This window comes from Mucilaginibacter ginsenosidivorax (assembly GCF_007971525.1).
Classification (GTDB): Bacteria; Bacteroidota; Bacteroidia; order Sphingobacteriales; family Sphingobacteriaceae; genus Mucilaginibacter; species Mucilaginibacter ginsenosidivorax.
Genome location: NZ_CP042437.1, coordinates 6,009,207 through 6,033,430, shown reverse-complemented (window position 1 = coordinate 6,033,430; position 24,224 = coordinate 6,009,207). Strand labels below are relative to the sequence as shown.

Here is a 24,224-nt window from a genome sequence, read left to right as displayed (position 1 = left end):
AATAAAGGATCTATAGCCGAATTAGAAATGAATTAAAATCAACGTACTAAATTTTTATTATGCTGATTTTAATTCATTTTCAGGCATCCGGATTGCAGAGCACCAGATTAAAGCTGATTGAGCAGGCGCAAAACATATGTAATAAATTCCAATTGGCATAAATTTAATCATAAGTTCCGGCAGCTTCCGTTTCTACAAGTTGAGTAAGTATAGCCTTTAATGTTGCTTCCCGCGCCCATTGTTGTTCCACAGCCGATGCATCCTCCTGGTACCATTTAAGCGGGCTATTAATTTCGATGCGGGCTTTATACACAAAGTTTTTTGTGGGGTGCATTTTGCTACCCTCGTAACTATTAAGATTTTCGTTCTTAATTACTTTTGCAAAATCCCGTGCTTTTACATCCAGCTGTAAACACTCATCCAGCGAATTTTTAAAATCCTGCTTGTCCTCCAGCCATAAAATCAGGATATCATCTGTAAGGTCATGATCGGCAATGGCTATACGACTGTAATCGTAATCAACAGATATAATCATCCACCATAGTTGATCTTTTAATTTTTGTGCAATTTTCATTTTTAGTTAGTTTATTGGTTCATTTAATCATTGGTCATTACCTGGCAGGGGACTGCCGGCGTAAGTGCTGCAAACTGTTATCTGCAAACTGACAACTGCTGTCCTTCAATCCGGCAACTGCAAACCGCTCAACGGAAAACAGGCATCCAGCCGGGGCTGTGTTTCTGAATAGCGGTAATTTCTTTGCTTAGTTTTTGACAGGCGGCCAAATAGGCCTGGTAACGCAGCAGCGGTTCGGGAAGATCATTATTACCATCAACAGTAAATTTCTGCGACAATAATGTCGGCGTATTTGGTTGGTTTAAGGCTGAGTAGGCGATATGCATATATTTAAATTTTTGATTATTTATATTTTCTATTATTAATTGCTAAAACATTCCTCTGTATTTAATTTCTTTAAAATTTATGCAATTAAATTTGTTTTTGATTTAATTTAACTTACATTAGCAATGAATAACAGGACAAATATAAAGAATTATCTTTAATATAATCAAGAAAAATCTGTAATTATTTTTTACCATGGATGATGTATCAAAACCCAATAAAATCAAAACGATTCGCCCCGAAACATTGGAGTTTATTATCTTGTACACTCAATTAAAAGGAAAAGCGTTTGCAGGTAATGCGCAGCTTGCAGAAGCGTTAGGCTTTAACTCGCCCAGCTCCATAACGGAAATTGTAAAGAGCAGGCAAAATATCGATCCAGAAAAATTCAGGATTTTTAAAGAAAAATATAAAGATTTTATAAACAACAAGAAACCCACCATTAATCAAGAAAAAATTACAGTAAATAAAGCAGAAGAAGGCATCCCGATGTATGAAATTATTGCAACCGCATCGGGCGTAGAAGTGTATAATGATATCAATGATTCCCAACCAGTGGGGCGCATGAACTTCCCAGGCATCGAGGATTGCGATTTTGCTTTGCCGGTTTGGGGACACTCCATGTATCCATACCTGGAAAACGGGTGCTGGGTAGCTTTAAAAATTATTCACGATAAGAAAATATTACCGGGCGAGGTTTACTATATTGAGTGGGGCGATTACCGTATGTATAAAAGGCTACTGGCCGGCGATAGCCCCGATGAAGTAATAGCCCACTCGGATAACACTACCGAAATGATTGGTAACCGCCTTAAGTACGCCCCCTTCCCTATCAACATTGCCGATATTAAGAAACTTTGCCTTGTAAAGGATATTCATAAAAAACACAATCATTAACCGAAAAAGAACCGATGTGCAGATACTGCTTTTAAGAGATTGTCGGACTCATCCTGAATATGATACAATCGAGCTCGGTTTTTATACTTTCAAGAAGTTCGTCAATTTCGGGCTGAGACATATCTTCCCTGAAGTCATTCCGGGCGGTGTTACTCAAATATTGCAGATAAGGAGTAATCATGAGGTTATGCTTTTTATTTAAACGATCGCCATCATAAGCTATCATTTTAAACAGTTTACTAAGATGAATAAAATAATTTCGCTTAGTTAAAGCCTCAATATCAGCCGATTCCTTTTTTATTTGTTTCAAAAACTCTTCGGGAATCATAATTTATTATTTAACTTTATAACCCGTTGTTTGTATGCCTTAGCAAAGGTATAAACAATCGGGCGACTCCCCTGCACCGTATTTAATTTATATTGCAGTGGTATCTGTACCAAAACATAAATTTCAGCGTTATTATATTCCTAAATGTTGTAAAACACTTTAATAAGTGTTTCGTTTACTAACGTAAATAAAAAACATGGCAAGCCAGGTAGCACAATTTATCGCCCAGCAACTTAGCGTTGGCAATGCCTTGCAAAATATCCTTTTTTACGGGATGTTGGCTTTTTTAGTTTGCCTTATTGTGGCGCAGTTACAAACAAAACATCTGCTTATAAGGCATCGTACAGTTTCTAAGTAACAAAAAGAATTTATCTGCCCGGTATTTCTCATCTTTAAATTTCCTGCACAGTGTAAGCTGTCAGCAGATTAATTTTAATTTCGACATTTAATCATTATCGCTAATTTCAATATATGCTTATCAGGCTCGCTACATTAAATGATATCCCTTTTATAATGGAAGTTATAGCAGCGCTTATACCCGAAATGATTGCCTCTGGCAACCTACAATGGGATAGCACCTATCCCAACACAAGCGTTTTTAAAAATGATGTCGACCTTGGCTACCTTTGGGTAGCCGAAATAAATGGCTTGGTTGCGGGCGTTGCCGCTATAACAACCAAGCAGGAGGCAGAATACACACAAGTAGGTTGGGATATTAACGAGGAGGCCATTGTTACACATCGGCTGGCGGTGAGCCCGAATTATCGAGGTCTTGGCATAGCTGCCGCATTATTGAAGCAAGCCGAATTTGAGGCTGCCCGGCGTGGCATAAAAACGCTCAGGATTGATACTAATACCCATAATAAGGCCACTCAAAAGCTATTTCCTAAAATGGGGTATGTTTTTGCAGGAGAGATTGGCCTGAATTTCAGGCCCGGCCTCAGATTTTATTGTTACGAAAAACGGCTCGATCAGCACATCAGGTGATAGTCCGCAATTATTGCCTGTTTTTTATACAACAACTTACAAACACCAAAATATATAACGTTTTTAGCCTATAAATCCCTTAATAACATTGATTCATACAATAGTTATTAACAATTGACCGATTTATTAACACATACTAAACATTCATATACAATAACCATATATTTATTTCAGCCAATGCCACAGCTAATACTCCAAAACTGTGCAAACTAAATTATAAACGAAAGAGAGAAGAATAAAGATGGATCCTGTAATGTCACTTTTAATTAGTGGTATCGTTGCCGCAATTATTTTAGTTATGCTTAACAAGCAACAAAGTAGCAAGGTAAGTAACAACATCTATTCAGATGATGTGCAACAGCTTTACCTGCTCACAACCGCAGAATATAAAATTAACGCGCTAGAAACAAAGCAGCAACTACGGCGTGAAAAAATTGAAAGCAAAACAACAGCTTTGCCAGAAATTGAGCTTGAAATAGCGCAATTAACCCAAGCCTTTAATGAGGGTAAAATTCATTTAAACGAGTTAAATAGCAAACTCGACAGCTTATTGAGTAAATTCAATACAGATGGCGTTGAGTTATCACAAGTTTTTTAACCGGCCGCTATCAACATAAAAGCAACTTGCTCCGGGCGGGCTTGGTTTTGTGTATTTTACGTAGCCGTTATTTTATAACAGCTACGTAACCAGATAATTTTGCTTGCCCGTTTTTAGGATCAATGATGTAGTAATACGTTCCGGACGGTAGCGCGTTGCTATTGTAGTTCCCGTTCCATGCTTTTGTATAATTTACCGATCTGAATACCGAAACTCCATAACGGTTAAATACACTTACTATACAACCGGGATAATTTGCCAGGGCCGGTATGTTCCAGGTATCATTATAGCCATCGCCATTGGGCGTAAAAGCATTGGGTATAACTATTGGTGGTGTTATACAACCACTTTCTGGCGAAAGGCTTATATTGATAATATTTGATTGTGCCGGTGTGGGTGCCACACACTTGCCGTAGGTTGTCATAAGGCAATAAACCTGGTCGCCACCGGCTAAGGTTTTGGTAGTATAAGTATCGTTAACACTTACCATCGTGCCATTAACATACCAAATGTAAGTTGGCGCACCTGCAGATGTTTGGTAGTTTAAGGGTATAGGTGTAAAGGTTATTTCGTTTCCGGCACATACAGGCATGGTTACAGAAGCCGAAATAGTTACCGTACTTACCTGTATTGGCGTAGCAATAATATCAGCAGTTTCAGATACCGGCGAGGAAGCCGGTATGCATCCATCATTATTAATTACTATACAGGTAACTTTATCGCCATCCGACAGTGTACTTGCAGCAAAAACACTTCCCTGATTATTAATTTGCTGTCCGTTTACCATCCACCGGTAAGTAGGGCTACTGCCTGCGTTTGTAGTGGTGGCCGTAAAAGAAAGCGCAGCACCGGAACACGAACTAACTGCCCCATTTGGACTAATGCTAACCGTTGGAGAAACAACCGGCTTTAACAACACTTTAATTGTGTTTGATTGAACAGGTGTGGGAGCTACACATTTACCATAAGTAGTCATAAGACAATATACTTCGTCGCCATTGGCAAGGGCATTAGGGGTGTAGGTATTATTACTGCCAACCTGCACGCCGTTCAAATACCAGACATAGGTTGGTAAACCCTCTGATGTTTGATAATTGGCCGGTAACGGTGTAAATGTAACCGGCATTGCCGCGCATATTGGCATGGCAACCGATGTATTGATAGTTACACTGCTTGTTTGTAACGGTGTAATAATAATATTCGCCGGTAAAGATATGGGAGAAATAATTGGATTGCAGCCATCATTGTTGATAACTGCACAGGTTATCCTGTCGCCGTTTACAAATGTGTTGCTGCTGTAGGTTTTCCCGGTGCTATTTGTAACCGGCAGGCCGTTTAACAGCCATTGATAAGTTGGATTAACACCTTCGTTTACGGTAATTGCTGTAAATAAAAAATCGCTGCCTGCGCAAACACTAACGTCGCCAACCTTATCAATTCGTACGGTTGGCGGGGCTTCGTCCGGTCTGTAAATCACCTTAAGAGTGTTTGATATGGTCGGCGTGCTGCAAGGTATACTGGTATTTGTAACTATACAGGTAATCGCGTCGTTGGCCTGTAAAGCATTGCTGGTGAAAACAGCGTTATTTAAGCCAGCATTACTACCGTTTACCTGCCATTGATATTTAGGACTAACGCCCGTATTAGTTACTGTAGCACTAAATGACACTGACTGCCCAGGGCATGTAACATTTACCTGCCGTATGCTTATCGTTGGCGCCACCGACGGATTAACCGTTATTACAAAAGTAACCGGCACACCCGGGCACACACCCAACGAAGAAGTAGGCGTAACAGTAATAGTTGAGGTAATAGGAATAGCGCTATTGTTTTGAGCAGCGAATGAGATAGTTCCTGTTCCATTTGCTGCAAGCCCAATGCCTGTGCTACTGTTTGTCCAGCTGTAACTATCAGCAGTCCCCGAAAAAATAATAGGAGTAATTACCTCTCCATTACAATAAGCGCCGGGGTTGGGCACAGCATTTACCACTGGTATTTTAAGCACAGAACTGTTCACCGGTACTAAAACATCAGCGGCGCCGGCCGACGATAAAATTACGTTGTCTGCATAGTTACCAGCTATGGCGTTGTCTTCAAGTTTTATATAAACCTTAACCGGATTCACTTTATCGCCATTTAAGGCAAGGTAAAGCAATTTATTATAGCCCAGGGCCGGACTTGCCGACACCAGGAAACCTGCAGGCGCTGCAACTTTTATATTTTCGGACAATTGAACACCCGATGCGGTAAATTGCTGATATGAGGTGGCACCGCCATTTTCACAATTACTTATATTTCCTGTTACAGCCGATGCCGAAACATTGCCTACAAACTCTGCAACTTTTATATTCACAGTAAAGCTACTGCTACCTCCTGCATTGTAAGCAGTAACCACATAATCAGTAGCCGGCCATATAACCGTTGGCGTTCCGGTTATAATACCTGTTTTAGGATCAAATACTAAACCGGGCGGCAGGGCTTTATCAATAGTATAACCCGTAGCAATAACCTTTTTGATAATATTGCCATTGAGTTCAGATACCAGTAAGTTGCCCTCGTTATCCAAAATAATACCCGCCGGAAGATTAAAATAAACCTGGCTGCCTACCCCGCTATTTGTGCCTTGTGGCCCGCCGCCTGCTATAGTGGTAACAACGTTATCCGGAGATATTCTTCTTATTTTGCCGTTACCCCAATCGGTTACATATAAATTTCCGGATTTATCAATAGTGATACCGGTAGGCGAAGCAAAACTTGCTGCCGAGCCCGTGCCATCATTTGCACCAAATTGCCCGCTGCCTGCTATAGTAGTTACATCACCAAATGGCGTTACTTTTCTGATCACATTCCCTTTTTGCTCGGCCACATAAATATTACCTGCGGCATCAACAACCATACCGGCAGGCTGGTTAAAACTGGCGGTATTGTATTTACCATCAACTGTGGCTGCTGCCCCGCTGCCAACAAATGTGTATACATAGCCAGTAGGAGAAATTTTGCGGATAAGGTTATTCCCATCAGATACATACAAGGTACCGGCGGCGTCAATCGCTATTGCATTAGGGTTAATAATACTGGCAGCCGTACCTTGTCCATCCAACGGCGTACCAATTAATAAGCCACCTGCAAATACGGTAATTGTGCCATCAGGCACAATTTTTAATATATTGTGGTTATTATAATTGGCTACAAACAGGTTCCCTGCAGCATCCCTCACCACCCCATGTGGCAGGTTAAATTTGGGGGAAGCAAAATTGGGGCCGCCTGGAATCCCGTCCGGGGCAAGTGTTGATACCTGCCCGGCGGCCGTTATCATCCGGATGCGGTAGTTATCTGCATCGGCAAGGTAAATATTGCCCGCGGCGTCAATCGTCATCCCATACGGCTCCGTAAACTGCGCCTGGTTTATGTTGCCATTTTGTGTTCCGTGTAAACCGGTGCCCGCAAATACATCTGTCTGTCCATAAACCGTTGCCGGCACCGGGCCGCCGGTATTAGTCGGATTTAATGCTGGTATGCCTGTGCCAACTTTATAAACGTTTGGTGTTGTATAAGTAATTACGGGCGCCTGCCCAAAAACAGTTAAAGCCGCCAGCCAAAGCAGAAAGAATACCCCGATTTTTACAGATGCGCGCACTTGCTTAGGTTAAATTACAAACCAACCATTGCACGTTTTTATTCTTCACAAATTGCAGAAAACAGATGCAGGTTTGGGCATATCAGTATAAAGTATATGGCTTTATAAAGCCACATAATCATAAACTAATTTATACATTTATTTCGAAAATACTAATAGCCGGCATAATCATTTAAAATTGTAGCGCAACGGGAAATAACCCCAATAAAAAAGCCAGGCAATGCCCGGCTTATATTTTAAAAAAGAATAAATTTTAAAGCTCTTAGTTGCGTCTGAAACCGCCTTTACCACCGCCGGTGTTGCCACCGCCGTTAAAACCAGGACCCTTATCTTCGGCTATGTTAACCGTAATCCTGCGTCCATAATAACTTGCGCCATTCATACACCTTATCGCTTCCTTCGCTTCGTTATCGTTCACCATCTCTACAAACCCAAAACCCTTACTCTCTTTTGTTTCGCGGTCTTTAATGATTCTGAGGGACTTAACCGGCCCAAAATCACCAAAAACTGCTGTTAATTCGGCCTCATCTACTTCTAAAGGAAGCCCTGCAATAAATACTTTCATCAATGTCTTTAAAATTTGTATAAAGGTACAAAAAATAAGGGGAATTTTAGCTGTCGCCGTTGTAAATAGCTTAGTTGCAACGGCTTTTTTACCTTTAAATTACGCAAATAATACTGGCTTACAATATAAATAACTGCTGTTAAACCGAATGATATTTATTTCAACTGAAGCTCAAAACTGCCTTCTACACGATAAAATGGAGAGTTTTCTTTATCGTCTTTAGCTAAAAAGGTAAAAAATGTACCTTTTGCTATCATATTATCTTTGTTGTATTTATCAATGGTGATTTTGCCCGAGTCGTCCTTGCCAACAAACTTAGTCAGCGTGTATTGCAGCAGTGGTTTTTTCTCATCAACGGTAAATAAAAACTGGCTGCCGGCAACCTTGCTGTTAATACTGGCCGATGCAAGACCTTCCGAGCTTATACCAAAGCTCATGGTATGGGCTTTATTAATGGCCGTAATGCCAAAATATTTGTTATCGCTGTTATGAACGTTAATGAATGCTATTGAATCGGTACCGGCGTCAAAAGTGTAGGTAGAGTCTTCGATAGTTATTTTTAACACACCTTTACCAGCTAAAAAATTACCGGGAGTATTAATAATACCTAAGGCAGTACTATCAGCTGCAGTTACCGGCTTAGTGGTCTCCATATCCTTAACACTCTCATCTTTCTGGCATGATGAAACCACCACCGAAATGAGCAAGGCATATATCGCAAACCATTTAGTAAACCGGATACCGTTCATAGGCTAATTGATGGTTAAAGCTAACAATAAAAATTCTAAAATTTTATCAATACAAATTAATTCAGTAAATATTTAACTTTTTTTAACGCACTTATGATAAATAAACAACGTTGCCTTATTATTGTTCGGGATATTATTAAAAATATCCCCCGTTAGTCAAAAAATATAATTAATTAACAACCTCTCCGAAACACGATTTGCACCCTTTATCCGGTTACTTTTTACATACCTAAAAAACTTCGCCCACGTTAATGAACAATCCCCTGGAGCCCTGTCGGCCAAAGCCGTAGTCAATGGCTATATTTGTTTTTGATACTTTATTAAGTTTAATGCGAAGGCCCGGCCCGTAGCCAGGCTGTACAGCCTGCAAACCACTGCCCGGTGCTGCCGAAAACGATTGGCCATTTACAAACATTACCCCACCCAACAAACCATTGCGGGTAATTTTAAAGCGGTACTCCCCCTCAAGATACATCATCTGGGCGCCACGAAAACGCCCCTGGATATAGCCCCGCCCGGTTGTGAAATTTTGATCGTTAGCCGTAGATGGCAAATCGAGGTAAGCAGGGCGACCGTTAAGTATAAGCCAGTTGTATGACCATATGGCAAAAACGTTATCTGAGTTACCTGGCAAATGGTAGTATTTCCTGATATCAATAATAAGCGAACGCCAGGGTGTTGTGCTACCTAAAAATGTAAAGTTATCCCGGTAGGTTATTGCTGTATAAAAACCGCGCGCGGGGTTTATAGAATTGTCGCGGCTGTCAAATAATGCATTAACGGTGAGGCCGGTTGATATAGCACGCTTTATGGGCCCGTATTTTTCGTAATCAGACACACCACCGTTTAGCTGGCCTTTTTCCTGCATATTCCAGCGGTCGTCAAAAATATAGCCCAGGCCGGCAAAAAAATTCCCGCCAACGTTTCGTAACACCGTTTCATTAATCCTGAAAAAAGAGTAATCGAGCGGATTTTCGTTGGCGATATTAGAGTGACTGCCAAGGCCAAAGGTGCTCTGCGGGTATTTAAAATACCTTAAATCGCTGATGATATTAAATTGATTGTCCCTTGTCCAGATACTGGCCAGCAGCGGGATGATAATTTGTTTCTTTTCGGTATAGGCAGGGTTTACGGTTATTGTAGATATACGGGCTTTTAAAGCTGTGCGGAAAGCGATATTACCGGATATGGTAGCCGCCAGTGATGTTTGCAAAGTATAACCAAAAGCCGGTAAAATGGAAATAACCGGCTTTGTGCCGATAGAATCGACCTTTGCATTTTTATCAGCCTTAACAAAAACCGAACTGATAACATCAATAATGTCTTTTTCATTCGCCGTATCGGCCGGGGCAGCAACAATAGTATCCTTAAGTTTGGAGTGACCAAGCGGTATATATTTTTTATCCTGCGCATGCAATACCGTGCAACTGAATAACAGGGCAATAAGGGCAAAACTAAAACTGAATATTTTTTTGCCAGGCATTATTATTGGCATTTTAAAGTTCGGTAAAATTGCAAGTATAGCATAATTATGTTACTTACAACTGCCTATTGCGCCTTTAACCGCGGATCGAAGGTAAATTTGCTTACGCTACGAATTTTAATTTTTTCGAAATCCGGATGGGCCGGGTTAAGCAGGTAATTATATTCCAGGTCAATAATTGCCGATGGCACTTTTAAAATCGCAGTTTCCATTTTATGCAGCCATTCATCGCCCAACTGTTGGGTAATGGGATAATTGATCACCTTAGCCCATTGTGGGTTAAGGTTGTTAAGTTGCTCAATCGTTATTTCGGTGATAGCCAACTTATCCGGAACCTCAATAATGATCACCGAAAAATCGCCGCTCTGCAATGATGTCCCCACCGAATGGGCAAGTTTCTCCAAACAGAAAAGCGCAAGCGAGCCACCGGTGTAAATTACATACTGCCCCAGCGAGTTCCATCTCCCGTCGATACCCGAACCTTTACGGTCATGGGCATATTTGGTTTGGCTTATGCGGTAGGTGAGCAAGTTTAATTATTGAATTATCGATTTACTGAATTATTGATTTAAAAAGTCCTGAATGTTGAATTATTGGTGCAATCATCTGAATTTGGAACAACTGTTCACAATCAATAATTCAATAATTCATTCAATAACTAAGCGAGTACCCCGTAATCAATACGAACAAGCTGGGCTATTACAATGTTTATGCCGGTGATGGTATCAAGCAAATCAAAGGGAATGGCATCAATGCCGGGGTTATAATGTTTTAACCAGCTTTTAAATTCATCAAGCGTACCAAAGGTATCAAGGCCTTTATTAAAAAGTTCAAAAAGCTGGATGATGTGCTCACTCAGGCCCTGGTTTAAACCTCGTGAACCCTGGATGTGTTTACGCAGGGTTGGCTCGGTGATATCAAGCCATTTGGCAACATCAATTTGCGTAGCACCCGTAACACGAATTAAATCGGTAATGGCGGCAGATTGCAAGCCGTGTTTTATAGCACCAAGCTTGGCCAGCGGCGATTTAAAATAAGTTTCGTAGGGCACAAACAAATCATGTAACATAAATGCCGATGCATCATGCTCAGGTATTACATACGGTTTTGAAGGCGCCTGCTCGCCCGTTGTTGTGGTATATTGCCCTTTTACTGATTTCATACACAAATGTAAATATTTTCTTTTTAAAAAGAAAATATTTAGTTCATTGATTCATTGGAACGCGGGCATAGCGGACACAGTGCGCGATTATTTTTTTACAGAATGCTCCTACCTGGTAATCCAACCAGACAAGACCAATGAACTAATGAACAAGTGAACCAATGAACGAATTATTTTACCAAAAAAATTAGCATAATTAAAAAATAATCTTTACATTTGATTCTACTTTATGCCAATCGGCATTTTAAACATAAAACATGAAAACTTCTTTTAAATATGCACCTGCAGCCCGGAGGATGCAGATGGTGAATGACTATTTTGAATATGTTAAAGGTGAACCATCGCCGGATACATCAACAACCGGATCGAAAAAAAACTGGATCCGCGAACCGGAGATACCCACAATTCGCGGTCTGGCGTTGTTTCTGAACTTTAAAAATATTGCTGATTTTGAAGATCATGAAAAAAAACGAAGTCACCGAAAGCCACTCCGATATGCCCGTTTTAGAATAGAGGCAGCCTACGAACAACTTTTGTTCGAAAAGCCCACAGGCGCCATATTTGCCTTAAAAAGTATGGGATGGACTGACAAGCCCGAAGCAACCAAAACACTAACCGAATCACACAAAACCCTCAAAGTTGAAATAACCAGCACAGGTCCCAAACCCGCATCTACCGAAAAGGAAGTGGATGTTTTGATTTGAAAACTGTGAGAATTTGAAAATTTGAAGATTTGAGAATTTGAAAATGGATACCTCAACCCCAATGACCTAATGACAGCGAAGCGAAATGACCCAATGACCAATGACAGCGAAGCAAATGACCAATTAACCGACCCCAGATTTGAAGTATCTATCCTGTTTGGGCAAAATTATAATACCGATGCCCATGTTGTGGTTAACCAGGGAGGTACAAGCTCGGGCAAAACGTATGCCATTGGGCAGGTGCTGTTCTGCATAGCCTGCCAGGCACCCAAGCAAGTTATAACCATAGTGGGCCAGGATATTCCAAATTTAAAAGCAGGCGTGTTGCGCGATGCGTTAAGTATTTACAATAGTTCGGCCGTATTACAAACAGCGGTAAAAAGCTACAATAAAAGCGACCGGATATTTGAGTTTCATAACGGTACCATAATCGAATTTAAAAGCTATGCCGATCCGCAGGATGCAAAATCGGGCAAGCGCGATTACCTGTTTATAAACGAAGCCAACGGTATAAGCTATGCTATCTATACCGAACTGGCTCTGCGCACCCGTAAGCGTATTTATATAGATTATAACCCCAACAGCACCTTTTGGGTTCATGAGCAGGTAATAGGCAGGCCGGGCGTGCAAACCATCATATCCGATCACAGGCATAACCCCTTTTTGGATGATGCCGTAAGGGCTAAAATAGAATCGCTGAAAACCGACGATATCGAATTATGGAAGGTGTATGCCCGTGGCCTTACCGGTAAAATATCCGGCCTCATATTCCCTAATTGGTATGTTTGCGAACAAATTCCAGCCGAAGCCAGGCTAATTGCCACCGGTTTGGATTTTGGTTTTACCAACGATCCTACAGCCTGCCTGCAGGTATATCAGCAAAACGGCGAGCTATGGATACACGAACTGATATACCAAACCGGGCTCACCAATACCGATATAGCCACGAGGCTAAAAGCCGAAGGCGTGAGCCTTAAAACCGAGATTATTGCCGATAGCGCTGAGCCTAAATCGATAGAAGAATTTAAACGCATGGGCTGGTACATTACCGGGGCAAAAAAAGGCGCCGATAGCATTAACAACTCTATTGATATACTCAAAAGGTATAAAATAAACGTAACCCGCGCCAGCGTTAACCTGCGCAAGGAGCTCGACCGCTATAAATGGCGGGTTGACCGCAGCGGCAAAACCATTAACGAAGCTGTAGATTCATACAACCACCTCATAGATGCGCTAAGGTATGTGGCTTTAAATAAACTGACAATAAATCGCGACACCAAACTAAAATCCCGGCTGCCATTTAATCCAAAAACAAACGGCCGCAGCATGTTTGATGAACTAATCGGCTCTCGTTTTTAATTACCTATTAAAAACTTCCCCTTCAGGGGGCGGGGCTAACCGGTAACACTATCCCTGTAAACCAAACCAATCAAAAACTCCCCCTTCAGGGGGCTGGGGGGCTCATTATGATAGACAAAACATTAAAAACAACCACTGGCAAACTGCAAATCAAAATACCCACGCAGCTAAGCGATGTTACACTTGGGCAAATGATGGCGATGCAGGCCAAACCAAATTTAAACGACATTGAAGCCATCAGCATTTTATCAGGCATTGCTGTTCAGGAACTTCAGCAGGTAAAAGATGCTAACGATTTTCTTGTTTTTGCCGATAGCGTACTGGCACTGGCTTACCAGATCAAATACCTGTACAACAGCGACGAAATCCCCAAACAGGTGAGTTTTTTGATGCCCGGGGAAAGCCGGCCAAAAACGGTAAAGGTGTTGGATAACCTATCGGTTGAGCCCGCAGGCGCTTTTATGGCCGCACGGGAGATTATTGCCGATGAGGTAAATGCCCACATTAAACAATTTGGCGAAGAGAACTGGAAAGAAAATTTTAACCCATCACTAAATGCCTGTTGCCAGGTATTGGCCCATTATTTTTACTGCCGGGCAACAAGCAAACCATACAACGAATACCAGGCCGAAGAATTTAGTAACCATATAAAAAACATGCGGGTAACGGAGGCACTGCCCATAGCCAAACATTTTTTTATCTTTTATCCCAGCTTATCGAAACCGAAAACAAGCTACTGGCATCGCCTGCAACAATTTTGGAAAAACGGGCTGGCATACAATCGTTCGAAAAGTTTAAATATATCAACACCATAAATGCCCTTGCCGACGGCGATATCACCAAATGGGATATCATCCTGAACATGCCCTACGAAAGGGTACTCACCAAACTCCTGCTTAACAAAACCGAAGCAGAATACCAGAAAAGATATGGGGATATTAGTCGGGAGCCATAAGTTCTGAGTTTTGAGTCTTAAGCTCTTTGGTTTAACATAATCTCACTCGCAAATTACTTTAAAATCAATAATTCACTAAATCACTAATTCAATAATTGCCTCCATGCGTAACCAAATAGAAACCATAGTACAATCATTAACCGGCAGCCCAACATTTGCTTACGGTACCCAAAACGAATTGAACACCCTGGCAGATGATAAAATTTTTCCGTGCGTGTTTATGTATCCGCTGCAGCCCATCGAGGTATCGCCGCAGGTAAACGGATCTGTGGATAACACTTTTACCATCTATCTGGAATTTTTGTTCAAAACCGATTTTGGGCAGTTTACTGCCGATAACGAAACCTATGTGCAGCAGGCGCTGCAAATGGCCAACCAGTTTATAGTAAAAGCTTCAAAGTATCGCGAAGGCGAAGGCCGGTACTTCCGCGTCAAGGCCGGTATTAAAGCAAAATGCCTGCCTGTATACAATAAGTTTGATGTAAATACTACAGGTGTCGGATTAACCATCACCCTGCCAACCATGTACTACGATACATTTTAAGCTGACATATGACCACCTAAAAATCAAAACAATAAAAATATGGCTATTGTAGCAAACATCACCATTACCAACACCACCAGCCCCAGCGACGACCAGGTTTACGGCGACGCACACATTTTTTTAACAGATTCTGAAACTAATCAGCCTGTTAATGGCAATAACGTTGTTGTAACCTTTACCCAAAATATAAACGGCAACATATCTACCAGGTCGGTAACCGTACCCGGGCAAAGCATTAAAATATTTGGCGGACTAATTGCCGATAAAATAACCGGCTACTTTGTTACTTTCAGTACGCCACAGTTGGGCACCGTTCCCGATCCGGAGCCACCGGTAAACACCTGCGATCTGAAGATTAATTTCATCCACATAGATAAGCCCGAATCGGCGCCTGGGGCAGCCGATGCCCAGGTTACGGTTAATGCATCGTCAACCTATGGCCCTATTGAATACAGTATCAACTTTGGCGATACGTGGCAGGCTTCGCCCACATTTTCAAACCTCAGCGGTGGCATGCTTTCGGTAGCAGTTAAAGATGCCAACAGTTTGGGCTGTATGGCTAATGGTTCAGTAAATATCCCTACCCTATCCGACCTGCTGATTAATGATCCATCAGTAACCATCGGCGGCAATACCTCCCGCTGGAACGCGGCATTTAATCCCGTGGTGTTCACCTATCAGCGTAAAGATTTTAGCGTATCGGCCGTTACCGTTAATTCCGAAGCGGGTTACGCCTGCATCACGTTAAACACAAACCTCACGAACCTGGCCGGTGACTACCTGGTAAAAACCGGCGATAAAGTTTACATCAACGCCGGCTTTTACCAGGGTGTTTATGAAATAGTAAAACCCTATACTTATAACCAGCTGGTTATCAAAACGCCATTTATTGGCGATGCAACGGGTTTTATCAACATTAACAATTTGCGGCCCTATTACAAGGTAATTACCCAAATAACCTATATAGATAAACTCACCGGCCGCCAGGAAACCATCACATCAAACAACAGGCCCGACGGCACGGGGCTGGTAAAGGCCGACTTATCCAACTTTTTGCAAAGCCTTTTATTACCCGTAGATAACAGCGATTATACCCAAACTAATTTCCGCGACGATAACCTGAGCGCCAGCTACCAAATACAATATGCCCAGCACTGGGACGACGGCACAACCGAAGGCCATACCTCGGAATATGTAAACCTTGTGAACCCTTATTATGTGGTTTACGCTGCAAAGCAATTAGGCGAACAATATGGTGGTAACCTTGCCCCATTTGTTCCCTTTGCCAAAGTAACTAACCCCGCCCAACGCGCGCGCTGGATAACCGACTTTGCCGAACCAGCCTATTCCATAGGCTACCCGTTTGATATTGGTTTTATTTACAGCGAAGAGATGCTTGGCCGGCAGTTATATTGCGAAATAACCTTGCTGGATATTAACCGCCATCCGCTTGCCGGCACAACGCAGGTAAGCGGCCTGCTTAACGAAGATGGCTCCTGGCTGCTAAACCAGGACGGCAGCAAATACCTTATTGCCGGGCAAAACCAGGTAAGCTTTCCGGTTCCCGGCCAGTTGGGCTTAAACCGGGTGATGATTAATAATAGCTTCCCGCGCGAGGCGTTTTACTTTAACCTTACCCTTAAGTATGACGATGAGCATGGTACACATACCGTTACCCAAACACAAACAATAAGGATAGATGACGCGGTTGACGACCAATCGGTTTACCTGCGCTGGATAGGGCTTAGCGGTTCATGGAATTATTACCGTTTTGTTTTTAACCAGGAACTTAGCCTCGATGTACAAAACGCCACCATCATTAAAAACTACGTACACGATTGGGAAAACCAGCAGGGCATTGAAGAAGTGATAAGCAAAACGGCAGGTCAAAAAATGAAGATAATGGCCGAAGACCTGTCGGTAGCTGATATTAAAGGCCTGCAATCCATCAAATACTCGCCCAAAGTACAAATGCTAATCAACAAAAACCCGGTAAAATGGCAAACCATCGTCATCAACACCGCCACCTTCAGCGAGTACGAAACCCGCAACGGCCAGGCCCCCTTCAGCATCACGTTTAATATGCCATCTATCAATATACAAACGCAGTGAGGGTTCATTGGTTCACTGGTTCATTAGTTCATTGGTCTTGTCTGGTTACACAAGGCGGGGCTAATGGATCAAAACTAACAGTTATTACGCCAGCGTTTACCAGTGAACTAATGAACTTTGCACCAATGAACTAATGAACCAGTGAACCAATGAACTAATAAAGATGAACGATTTACAATTATATATAAACAACCAGCAGGCCGATCTGAGCGACGATAGCCCTATCGCGCTTACCTTCCAGATCAACAACCTGGCCGAGGTAAAAAATCAGCAGGGCAATACCAGCAACCAATTTAAGCTGCCGCTTACCCAGCGCAACCGGCAAATATTGGGTTTCCCGGATGATGTGGCCTTTACTACCGCCCTGCCCTACAGTTACTACGATGCCCGCATTATACAGGACGGGTTAGAGATTGTGCCCTACGGCATTGCCCAGCTAAACACCATCGAACAAAATACAGCCAGCATAACCGTACTAAGCGGCAATGTTGATTTTTTTGATGCTATTGAAGGTAAAATGTACGATATGGGCGATAGCACGACCCCTTATGGTGTAAAGCAGCCATTTAAACCCTATCAGCACAAATGGACGGTGGAAAATGTGGCAAAATCGCAAATAAAAACAGATGGCTGGATTTGGCCTGTTGTTGATTATGGCAGCCTGGTTTACAAGGTTACCAACGATAACGAAATCAATGTTCGGCAGCTAAGGCCAGGCTTTTTTATTAAAACGGCTATTGATATAATGCTGGCGGCCAATGGCTATAAGGGTACAGGATCACTATTAAGCAATCCGGTTTACCCGCTGCTTATTGCCCAGTTCAGCAACGATAATTTTGTACATGGTGCCGATTACCAAAACCAACCCGCCACCAATGGCAGTATTGTTTATAATGGTTTAAATATCAATGTATCGAGGGCAAAAAATTCAGGTTTACAGCCTGGCGGCGAAATCGGCTTTAGCAATATCCAATCCGATCCTAACAGCCATTATGCCAATAACCGGTACAATGCAAAAGAAATTATCACCGTTGATGCTGCACTCACTATCCCGAAATTTTATTTATATGGACGAGCCTCGGGCGATCATAAAAGCAGTGTAGATATCAGCATTGTTTTGGATACCCCAGGCTTGCCAAGGCAATATTTAGCAACCACTATTTTTGATTTTAACGACGGTTACGACGCCCCAAGAGATAGCGGCAGTGGCGGATCAATCCAAGCCCACAAAACCTATTTAAACACAGCAATAAAAGCTACCGATATTGAAATGGGCGTTGGCCAGCAGTTATTGGTAGAATACGATTTCCATGGCGATGCTCCTTACAGCTTTACCATTTACGCAGGGGCTACGTTTTCAATTACAGCCCAAAATGAAACGGTACTTTACGGGCAGGATGTTCAATGCGAACGTATTTTCCCGGATATCAGCCAGAAAGACCTGCTGAAAGATACCTTGCAACGATTTGGCGTTATTTGCCAAACCGATAATACCACCCGCACTATTAATTTTGCCTCGTTTAAGGATATTGTTGGCAATATCCCCAACGCCAAAAACTGGACAAGCAAATGCCTCGACCAGGGTAAAACCGTAAGCTTCCAGCTGGGTGGCTACGCGCAGGTAAACAACATGAAATACAAAACCGACGACAATGTACTGCCCAAAAGCTTTGCCGACGCGCAGATAAAAGTAGCCGATAAAACCCTGCCGGCCACTGCCGATTTGTTTGAAAGCCAGTTTGCCCCCACCCTTAACCGGCCTTATATTGGCGGCACCGTTGCCCAGATAAAAATGATTGACGATACATCCGACGATAACAGTTTCAGCATCGGCGTTACACCCCGGATATTGATAGATAATAAAGTACCGCTGACAGGCAAAACCATCAAATTTACCGATGGCGATGCAGCCAACGATATGTTTGTAAACGACTTTATATCGGCCCCGTATTTTTACAAGCCCGACGGCGAACACAACCTATGCTTCGCAGATATGCCGGGCTACGGCCAGGGCAAAATGCTGCCGGGCTTAAAAACCCTGTATTATCCCGAACTGGAAAAAATACTACAGCAAACCAAAAAGGTAATACGTTATTTTTTACTTACACCGCGCGACATCCTCGATCTTGACTTGCTGATACCCGTTTACCTGGAGCAGGATAGCTGTTACTACTACATCAATAAAATTGACAGCTGGCGCAAAGGGCAGCCTACTAAGGTGGAGTTGGTGAAGCTGGGGTGATGCCTTACGTTTAAGAGAACCACCCATGGGTTATCATTTCAGTCGCTGAATCTGAATAGAAAAAGAGCGTATACCGATCACTACTAACGTTTGTAAAAATATTAGTAATAGATAAAATATCTTCTTTTTTGATGTTATTCTCATTTATAAATTGAGTGAGTTTATCGGCGCTGGAAAATACCGATGACTTTAATATTATCATGATAATCAGAGTAAGTGTTAGTGAAAATGTTAAGATAGTTTTTTTTATAATTGAGTCATATCAGTACGTCGTTTTGCGTTATGCTAATGGTTGATGTTTTCAAGCTGACCGAGATTTCAAATTCAATAGTAAAGTATTCGACCAGGTATCTGAAACAAATTACTTTTATGCGATTCAGCTTCTGGCCGCTGTTTTCACCGTAACAGTTCCGCTTTATTTTTTCTTCTATAACCAATAAAGTAAATTTGCAACTAATAATTCTGTTTATTATTTTTACCAATAAAATTAGCAAAACCTAAATACACATCAAATTAACCCCGCTTTAACACAATTACGAAAATATCTAATTTACTTTTTCTATCTATCTTTTTTCTTGGATGTAACTCCGCATCAATGGATATACCACTTGATAAACGGCCTGCTGCAGAGTTATCATTAATTAAGAAAGTTAATGATGCAGATTCGATTTCTACGTTATCAGATAATGAAATTAAAAAAGATGAAGCGATCAAAAAAGGAAAAGCCGAAATAATTAATTTTATAACAGACTCCTTAAATTCACAAATAAAAAATTGGGATGCTGTAGTATTCAAAATTGAGGTTGATGTTTTACCTCCAAATTATATACAGACAACTGTACTTATACCCAAAAACAGGTTTTTAAATGAAAAAATGCCCGAGTTTAATACAATCGTATTACATGGCCAGGTAGACATGACCAACGCTACAATTAAAAACTCATTAAAAGAAATGAAGTCGGGCGATACCGTATTAGTGAGCGGTTCATTTGTAAAGAGTGGTTTTGAAAAAATTGATTTTTCGGATTATAACGATGACTTCAGACATCCTTTTTCAAGTCCGGAATTCAAATTCAACTTTGACAGCATCGTAAAAAAAAGGAAATAAAACAGGCGGCCAGTTTTGGCCGTTTTTTTTAAACTAAATTATGCCTATTGGCATTTTAATCATATAAACTTATGGACGATTTTAAACAACAGATTCAACAAACGCAGGCAAGTGCCGATGCCTTAAATGTCACCTTACAAAACCTTTATCAAAAGTGGGGCGATCTTAAAAAACAGCAAGCCGATTTTACAGAAGCCGGAAAAACAAATACGAAGTACTTTGATACTATTACTCTTTTAATTGACAAGTACAAAGGAAAAATAGACGATACAAATAATAGCCTTACCACGTTCAACACCGTATTAGGCCAACAGGAACGTGCATTTGCTGCAGCGCAGAACAGAGCTGAGATTTGGGGAAAGGCCTGGGAAAACGCAAAAACCGGGGTGGATAAAGTAACCCAATCCACTGAAACGTTTGGAAAGATACTTGGCAAATCTGCGGACGACTTCAAACCCTTGACAGAAAGCCTTAAAACTGCAGTAACTGTGATATCGCCATTTAAAGATGCCATTGTAAAAGCCAACCAGGCTTATACAACTTATAAGGAAAGTATGGCATCTAACAATGACAGGCTCGAAGCTCTTAAAAATGTGTTTCCGGGTTTAAAAAAAGGGGTAGAGGAAGGTGCCGGAGGATTTAGAACTTTTAAAGTAGCACTGGCAGAAACCGGGATTGGACTTATCCTAATTGTTGTAGCGGCGCTTATAGAAAAGATACAGACCGTGAAACCCATTATGGATGTTGTTAATGGAGCCTTTGCATCGGTCAGCGCGGTTATAAAAATTGCCACTGATACAATTTTTAATTTGGTGACGAGCTTTAAAGATTTGGGAAATTTTATTGCCCACCCTATCGACAGCATAAAAAAACTCGGAACAACAATGGCTGATGCCGCAGTTGATGCTTATAAACTTGTACAGGCACAGGAAAAATTAAAAATCGACACATCGGTACAGGATGCTGCCAATGATAAAATTAAAGACAACATGGACCTTTTAAAAGAGCAGGCAACAAATCAAAAATTGACCACTGCCGAAAGAAAAAAAGCTTTAAAAGACCTTCAGCTTGCACAAGCCGAATATCATAACCAGAATAAGGCACTAAGCAATCGGGAAATGGCCAATAACATAGAAAAGGTAAGGATAGACAAAAGTTTAAGAGCCGATGAGATAAAAGGATTAAAAGAAAACGGGGTCGCATACGCCGGTGAGCTTTTAAAAAAAGGAAGAATTGAACAGCAGCAATTTGACGACATAAAAAAAGCCAGTGATAACCAACGAAAACTAAGAAAGGAAGATCTACAGCAAACCAAAGAATACGTAGACGATTTGCAAAAACTTAAAGACGAGGCAGCAGAAAAAGACAAACAACGGCAAGATAAACAAAAGGCAATAAATGATAAGCTAAAATCCGACAAGAAAAGTGCCACCGAAAGAGCAAAGGAATTAAACGAAGCTGCAATAACCCATCAATTGCAAATGACTTATGATGCTTACGGCAATGAAACATTGGCGGCAAAAGATCATTACGATAAACAATTAAATGAGCTTAAAGAACTGTTTAAAAATAAACTAATTGACCAAACCCTTTATAATACCGCGAGCAAAAACTTACAAATTGAATACCATAGCAATTTGGGCCTTATCATAAAAAAATATAACGATGAAGACAAAGCCAAAACAGAACAGGCGGAAAAAGAGCTGGCAGATATTAAAATTAAAGGCATGGCAGAAGGTGCCGAAAAACAGAAGAAAATTCTTGAACAGCAAAAAGATGAAAGCACCAGTCAAATAACAAAAGACAATAAGGAGATTGCCGCCCAACAACAAGAGCTCCAAAAGCAAATAGATGATGCTAAAAAAACAAATCCGCAAGCTGATGTGGCTGAATTGCAAACACAGTTGAAGGCAAAACAAGAACTTTTTAAACTAAATGGCGAAAAGCTAACTGAAATTGAAACCCAAACCCAAAAGGAAATAGCCAAAATTGACCAGGAAGCAGCACAAAAAGAAAAGCTAAAAAAAGATCAGGACAATATTGATGACGATCAATCAAAAGTTGATAACGCCAATAGCCCATCAGCAAAACTGGCTGCACAAAAGAAACTAATATGGGACCAGGCCCAATATGAAATTGATGCAGCAAATGGCAATAGCGAAGAAATATTAAAAATTGAAACCAAACGAAATAACGCCATTGCCGATTTGGATAAACAAAGCCGAAAACAACGCCAGGATCAGGAGATACAGATGGCCCAGCAAATATCTGCCAAAGCTTTCTCCCTCATCAGCAACAGCATCAAATCATCCAGCGAAGCCAAAATACAGGCTTTAGAAAGTGATAAGGCTAAAGAGTTAAGCAACACCAACCTCACCAAAAGCCAGAAAGCAGCCATCGAGGCCAAGTACAAAAAGAAAGAAAACGACGAAAAAGTAAAAGCCTTTAAAGCCGAGCAAAAGTTGCAAATAGCCCAGGCACTTATTAACGGTGCCGTGAGTGTTACCAAAACATTGTCGACAACGGGTCTGCCTGCTGCTATACCGCTCATTGCAGCAGATGTAGCCATGACCGCTATCCAAATAGCCACCATAGCATCGCAAAAGCCGCCAAAATTTGCACGGGGTGGTCAGTTCATATCTGATGGCCGGGGAGCATTATTACCCGGCTACAGTCGTACCGATAATACCAACGCGTACCTGCGCTCGGGCGAGGCGGTTGTAGTATCCGAAGCCATGCGCAACCCCTGGGCCCGCAACCTGGTAAGCGCCATTAACGTAGCTCACGGCGGTCGCGATTTTTCGGCACCAAATCCGGGTAACGGCTACGCCATCGGCGGCATATTTACCGACGGCGGCAATGCCAACCGCTATTATAACCAACCGGTAAATGATGTAAAAGAACTGGCCAATACGGTAGCCTACCAGATGATCAACAACTTCCCCCCTATTTATGTGGACGTGAAAGACGTTAACAACCAGCAAAACATCCTGGCACAAACGGTGGATAGGGTGAATCTGTAGGCGAAGCCCCCCAGCCCCCTGAAGGGGGGTTACAAAATCTAATTATTCAATTTATCTACAATAAAAAAGCATCCCCTTTAGGGGACGGGAGGGGCTCATGAACATTAAAACAGCAAACACACTATTCGACGATGGCGTATTTTCGGCCATGTACAAGGCGGGGTTTATCACCACTAAAATATTTACCTACCGTGAAATTTACCTCTGGATTCATGCCCAGATCCAGATCCGCAATATCACCAAAAACCAGGCGGTGCTGGAAGCCGAGGTAAAATTTGGCAAGGATGAGCGTACTATATGGCGGGCTTTGAATTGCTTTACAGAATAATCGGTTGCTGGATGCGCGAAATAGTTGTCTGAATCAGAATTTACAGAATTCAAGAATTAGCAGAATTGATCCCATTCTGCTAATCAAATCCAAAAAAAATCTGATAAATCCGAAAAATCCCGGTTCAGAAAAATTCAGCTTACTGACAAAGTAGTGTCACCATCGCATTAAAACATTGTCCTGATATTTGTATAGTTCAATTATCTGAACCGGAATTTATCGAATTAAAGAATCAACAGAATTTTAAGAAATTCGAAAAATTCAACTAATTCGTTTAATTCAAGTTCAGACAAAAAAACCGGATTTACTGACAAACTACTGTCACCATCGCATTAAACTATTGTTCCGATATTTGTATTGTTCGGTTGTCTGAACCTGAATTTATCGAATTAAAGAATCAACAGAATTTTAAGAAATTCGAAAAATTCAACTAATTCGTTTAATTCGAGTTCAGACAAAAAAACCGGCTTTACTGACAAACTACTGTCACCATCGCATTAAAACATTGTCCCGATATTTGTATAGTTTCAATCATCTGAACCGGA

The 24,224-nt window shown here is 41.5% G+C and carries 23 protein-coding genes; 13 read left to right on the top strand and 10 right to left on the bottom strand.

Annotated elements, in window-relative coordinates; all coding sequences use genetic code 11:
• Positions 1 to 163: 163 nt before the first annotated feature.
• Positions 164 to 574: a hypothetical protein gene (locus FSB76_RS25140; protein ID WP_147058322.1), complete on the bottom strand. Its 411-nt coding sequence runs from the start codon at positions 572 to 574 to the stop codon at positions 164 to 166.
• 128 nt (positions 575 to 702) lie between these two features.
• A complete protein-coding gene (locus FSB76_RS25135) occupies positions 703 to 900 on the bottom strand; it encodes a hypothetical protein (RefSeq protein WP_147058320.1) in 198 nt (65 codons plus the stop codon).
• A 193-nt stretch (positions 901 to 1,093) separates the two neighbouring features.
• Here FSB76_RS25135 and FSB76_RS25130 point away from each other — a divergent pair, with 193 nt between their 5' ends.
• Complete coding sequence (locus FSB76_RS25130; RefSeq protein ID WP_147058318.1) at positions 1,094 to 1,795, top strand: S24 family peptidase; 702 nt, start codon at positions 1,094 to 1,096, stop codon at positions 1,793 to 1,795.
• A gap of 31 nt (positions 1,796 to 1,826) precedes the next feature.
• Here FSB76_RS25130 and FSB76_RS25125 read toward each other — a convergent pair whose 3' ends face one another.
• Positions 1,827 to 2,123 (bottom strand): hypothetical protein, encoded by a 297-nt coding sequence (locus FSB76_RS25125; RefSeq protein ID WP_147058316.1) that lies wholly within the window; start codon positions 2,121 to 2,123, stop codon positions 1,827 to 1,829.
• Between the two features lie 471 nt (positions 2,124 to 2,594).
• On the opposite strand from FSB76_RS25125, the gene FSB76_RS25120 reads away from it, so the two are divergent.
• Together FSB76_RS25120 and FSB76_RS25115 are read left to right on the top strand one after the other, a co-directional pair.
• Complete coding sequence (locus FSB76_RS25120; RefSeq protein ID WP_147058314.1) at positions 2,595 to 3,110, top strand: GNAT family N-acetyltransferase; 516 nt, start codon at positions 2,595 to 2,597, stop codon at positions 3,108 to 3,110.
• Between the two features lie 241 nt (positions 3,111 to 3,351).
• Complete coding sequence (locus tag FSB76_RS25115) at positions 3,352 to 3,708, top strand: hypothetical protein (protein ID WP_147058312.1); 357 nt, start codon at positions 3,352 to 3,354, stop codon at positions 3,706 to 3,708.
• Between the two features lie 67 nt (positions 3,709 to 3,775).
• Here the strand turns inward: FSB76_RS25115 and FSB76_RS25110 are convergent, their stop codons facing one another.
• The 6 genes from FSB76_RS25110 to FSB76_RS25085 form a co-directional block, all read right to left on the bottom strand.
• Positions 3,776 to 7,345, bottom strand: a complete 3,570-nt coding sequence (locus tag FSB76_RS25110) for a T9SS type B sorting domain-containing protein (RefSeq protein ID WP_147058310.1) — start codon at positions 7,343 to 7,345, stop codon at positions 3,776 to 3,778.
• 262 nt (positions 7,346 to 7,607) lie between these two features.
• Positions 7,608 to 7,910, bottom strand: a complete 303-nt coding sequence (locus tag FSB76_RS25105; RefSeq protein ID WP_090651108.1) for an RNA recognition motif domain-containing protein — start codon at positions 7,908 to 7,910, stop codon at positions 7,608 to 7,610.
• A gap of 155 nt (positions 7,911 to 8,065) precedes the next feature.
• Positions 8,066 to 8,659: a hypothetical protein gene (locus FSB76_RS25100; RefSeq protein ID WP_147058308.1), complete on the bottom strand. Its 594-nt coding sequence runs from the start codon at positions 8,657 to 8,659 to the stop codon at positions 8,066 to 8,068.
• A 229-nt stretch (positions 8,660 to 8,888) separates the two neighbouring features.
• Complete coding sequence (locus FSB76_RS25095; RefSeq protein ID WP_147058306.1) at positions 8,889 to 10,142, bottom strand: BamA/TamA family outer membrane protein; 1,254 nt, start codon at positions 10,140 to 10,142, stop codon at positions 8,889 to 8,891.
• 65 nt (positions 10,143 to 10,207) lie between these two features.
• Positions 10,208 to 10,672 carry an RES family NAD+ phosphorylase gene (locus tag FSB76_RS25090; protein ID WP_225976304.1) on the bottom strand — a complete coding sequence of 155 codons (465 nt, stop codon included), beginning with the start codon at positions 10,670 to 10,672 and terminating at the stop codon, positions 10,208 to 10,210.
• Positions 10,673 to 10,800: 128 nt separating this feature from the next.
• A complete protein-coding gene (locus FSB76_RS25085) occupies positions 10,801 to 11,304 on the bottom strand; it encodes an antitoxin Xre/MbcA/ParS toxin-binding domain-containing protein (RefSeq protein WP_147058304.1) in 504 nt (167 codons plus the stop codon).
• A gap of 257 nt (positions 11,305 to 11,561) precedes the next feature.
• On the opposite strand from FSB76_RS25085, the gene FSB76_RS25080 reads away from it, so the two are divergent.
• The 7 genes from FSB76_RS25080 (at position 11,562) to FSB76_RS25050 (ending at position 19,220) form a co-directional block, all read left to right on the top strand.
• Positions 11,562 to 12,008 (top strand): terminase small subunit, encoded by a 447-nt coding sequence (locus FSB76_RS25080; protein WP_147058302.1) that lies wholly within the window; start codon positions 11,562 to 11,564, stop codon positions 12,006 to 12,008.
• 69 nt (positions 12,009 to 12,077) lie between these two features.
• The gene (locus FSB76_RS25075) at positions 12,078 to 13,367 is read left to right on the top strand and encodes a PBSX family phage terminase large subunit (protein ID WP_147058300.1); all 1,290 of its coding nucleotides are present in this window, start codon (positions 12,078 to 12,080) and stop codon (positions 13,365 to 13,367) included.
• A 107-nt stretch (positions 13,368 to 13,474) separates the two neighbouring features.
• On the top strand, positions 13,475 to 14,182 hold the full coding sequence (locus tag FSB76_RS25070; protein WP_147058298.1) for a hypothetical protein: 708 nt from the start codon (positions 13,475 to 13,477) through the stop codon (positions 14,180 to 14,182).
• Positions 14,125 to 14,322, top strand: coding sequence for a hypothetical protein (locus FSB76_RS25065; RefSeq protein WP_147058296.1), 198 nt, complete (start codon positions 14,125 to 14,127; stop codon positions 14,320 to 14,322). The genes FSB76_RS25070 and FSB76_RS25065 overlap by 58 nt, the downstream gene beginning before the upstream one ends.
• 103 nt (positions 14,323 to 14,425) lie before the next feature.
• Positions 14,426 to 14,866 (top strand): hypothetical protein, encoded by a 441-nt coding sequence (locus tag FSB76_RS25060; protein WP_147058294.1) that lies wholly within the window; start codon positions 14,426 to 14,428, stop codon positions 14,864 to 14,866.
• Between the two features lie 39 nt (positions 14,867 to 14,905).
• Positions 14,906 to 16,978 carry a hypothetical protein gene (locus FSB76_RS25055; RefSeq protein WP_147058292.1) on the top strand — a complete coding sequence of 691 codons (2,073 nt, stop codon included), beginning with the start codon at positions 14,906 to 14,908 and terminating at the stop codon, positions 16,976 to 16,978.
• Positions 16,979 to 17,141: 163 nt separating this feature from the next.
• On the top strand, positions 17,142 to 19,220 hold the full coding sequence (locus tag FSB76_RS25050; RefSeq protein WP_147058289.1) for a hypothetical protein: 2,079 nt from the start codon (positions 17,142 to 17,144) through the stop codon (positions 19,218 to 19,220).
• Positions 19,221 to 19,733: 513 nt separating this feature from the next.
• Here FSB76_RS25050 and FSB76_RS32560 read toward each other — a convergent pair.
• A complete protein-coding gene (locus tag FSB76_RS32560; RefSeq protein ID WP_147058287.1) occupies positions 19,734 to 20,015 on the bottom strand; it encodes a hypothetical protein in 282 nt (93 codons plus the stop codon).
• Between the two features lie 79 nt (positions 20,016 to 20,094).
• Between FSB76_RS32560 and FSB76_RS32555 the strand changes: the two genes are divergently transcribed.
• The 3 genes from FSB76_RS32555 to FSB76_RS25030 all read left to right on the top strand — a co-directional run bounded on the left by FSB76_RS32555 (position 20,095) and on the right by FSB76_RS25030 (position 23,679).
• Entirely contained in the window at positions 20,095 to 20,328 is a 234-nt protein-coding gene (locus FSB76_RS32555) for a hypothetical protein (protein ID WP_147058284.1), read from the top strand.
• 71 nt (positions 20,329 to 20,399) lie between these two features.
• A complete protein-coding gene (locus tag FSB76_RS25035; protein ID WP_147058281.1) occupies positions 20,400 to 23,351 on the top strand; it encodes a hypothetical protein in 2,952 nt (983 codons plus the stop codon).
• Between the two features lie 97 nt (positions 23,352 to 23,448).
• Positions 23,449 to 23,679, top strand: a complete 231-nt coding sequence (locus FSB76_RS25030; protein ID WP_147058279.1) for a hypothetical protein — start codon at positions 23,449 to 23,451, stop codon at positions 23,677 to 23,679.
• Positions 23,680 to 24,224: the final 545 nt, after the last annotated feature.

Bases quoted from the DNA above. Each gene is read 5' to 3' on its own strand.
- FSB76_RS25140 (WP_147058322.1), bottom strand. From the start codon at position 574: ATGAAAATTGCACAAAAATTAAAAGATCAACTATGGTGGATGATTATA.
- FSB76_RS25135 (WP_147058320.1), bottom strand. From the start codon at position 900: ATGCATATCGCCTACTCAGCCTTAAACCAACCAAATACGCCGACATTA.
- FSB76_RS25130 (WP_147058318.1), top strand. From the start codon at position 1,094: ATGGATGATGTATCAAAACCCAATAAAATCAAAACGATTCGCCCCGAA.
- FSB76_RS25125 (WP_147058316.1), bottom strand. From the start codon at position 2,123: ATGATTCCCGAAGAGTTTTTGAAACAAATAAAAAAGGAATCGGCTGAT.
- FSB76_RS25120 (WP_147058314.1), top strand. From the start codon at position 2,595: ATGCTTATCAGGCTCGCTACATTAAATGATATCCCTTTTATAATGGAA.
- FSB76_RS25115 (WP_147058312.1), top strand. From the start codon at position 3,352: ATGGATCCTGTAATGTCACTTTTAATTAGTGGTATCGTTGCCGCAATT.
- FSB76_RS25105 (WP_090651108.1), bottom strand. From the start codon at position 7,910: ATGAAAGTATTTATTGCAGGGCTTCCTTTAGAAGTAGATGAGGCCGAA.
- FSB76_RS25100 (WP_147058308.1), bottom strand. From the start codon at position 8,659: ATGAACGGTATCCGGTTTACTAAATGGTTTGCGATATATGCCTTGCTC.
- FSB76_RS25095 (WP_147058306.1), bottom strand. From the start codon at position 10,142: ATGCCTGGCAAAAAAATATTCAGTTTTAGTTTTGCCCTTATTGCCCTG.
- FSB76_RS25085 (WP_147058304.1), bottom strand. From the start codon at position 11,304: ATGAAATCAGTAAAAGGGCAATATACCACAACAACGGGCGAGCAGGCG.
- FSB76_RS25080 (WP_147058302.1), top strand. From the start codon at position 11,562: ATGAAAACTTCTTTTAAATATGCACCTGCAGCCCGGAGGATGCAGATG.
- FSB76_RS25075 (WP_147058300.1), top strand. From the start codon at position 12,078: ATGACAGCGAAGCGAAATGACCCAATGACCAATGACAGCGAAGCAAAT.
- FSB76_RS25070 (WP_147058298.1), top strand. From the start codon at position 13,475: ATGATAGACAAAACATTAAAAACAACCACTGGCAAACTGCAAATCAAA.
- FSB76_RS25060 (WP_147058294.1), top strand. From the start codon at position 14,426: ATGCGTAACCAAATAGAAACCATAGTACAATCATTAACCGGCAGCCCA.
- FSB76_RS25055 (WP_147058292.1), top strand. From the start codon at position 14,906: ATGGCTATTGTAGCAAACATCACCATTACCAACACCACCAGCCCCAGC.
- FSB76_RS25050 (WP_147058289.1), top strand. From the start codon at position 17,142: ATGAACGATTTACAATTATATATAAACAACCAGCAGGCCGATCTGAGC.
- FSB76_RS32555 (WP_147058284.1), top strand. From the start codon at position 20,095: ATGCCCGAGTTTAATACAATCGTATTACATGGCCAGGTAGACATGACC.
- FSB76_RS25035 (WP_147058281.1), top strand. From the start codon at position 20,400: ATGGACGATTTTAAACAACAGATTCAACAAACGCAGGCAAGTGCCGAT.
- FSB76_RS25030 (WP_147058279.1), top strand. From the start codon at position 23,449: ATGAACATTAAAACAGCAAACACACTATTCGACGATGGCGTATTTTCG.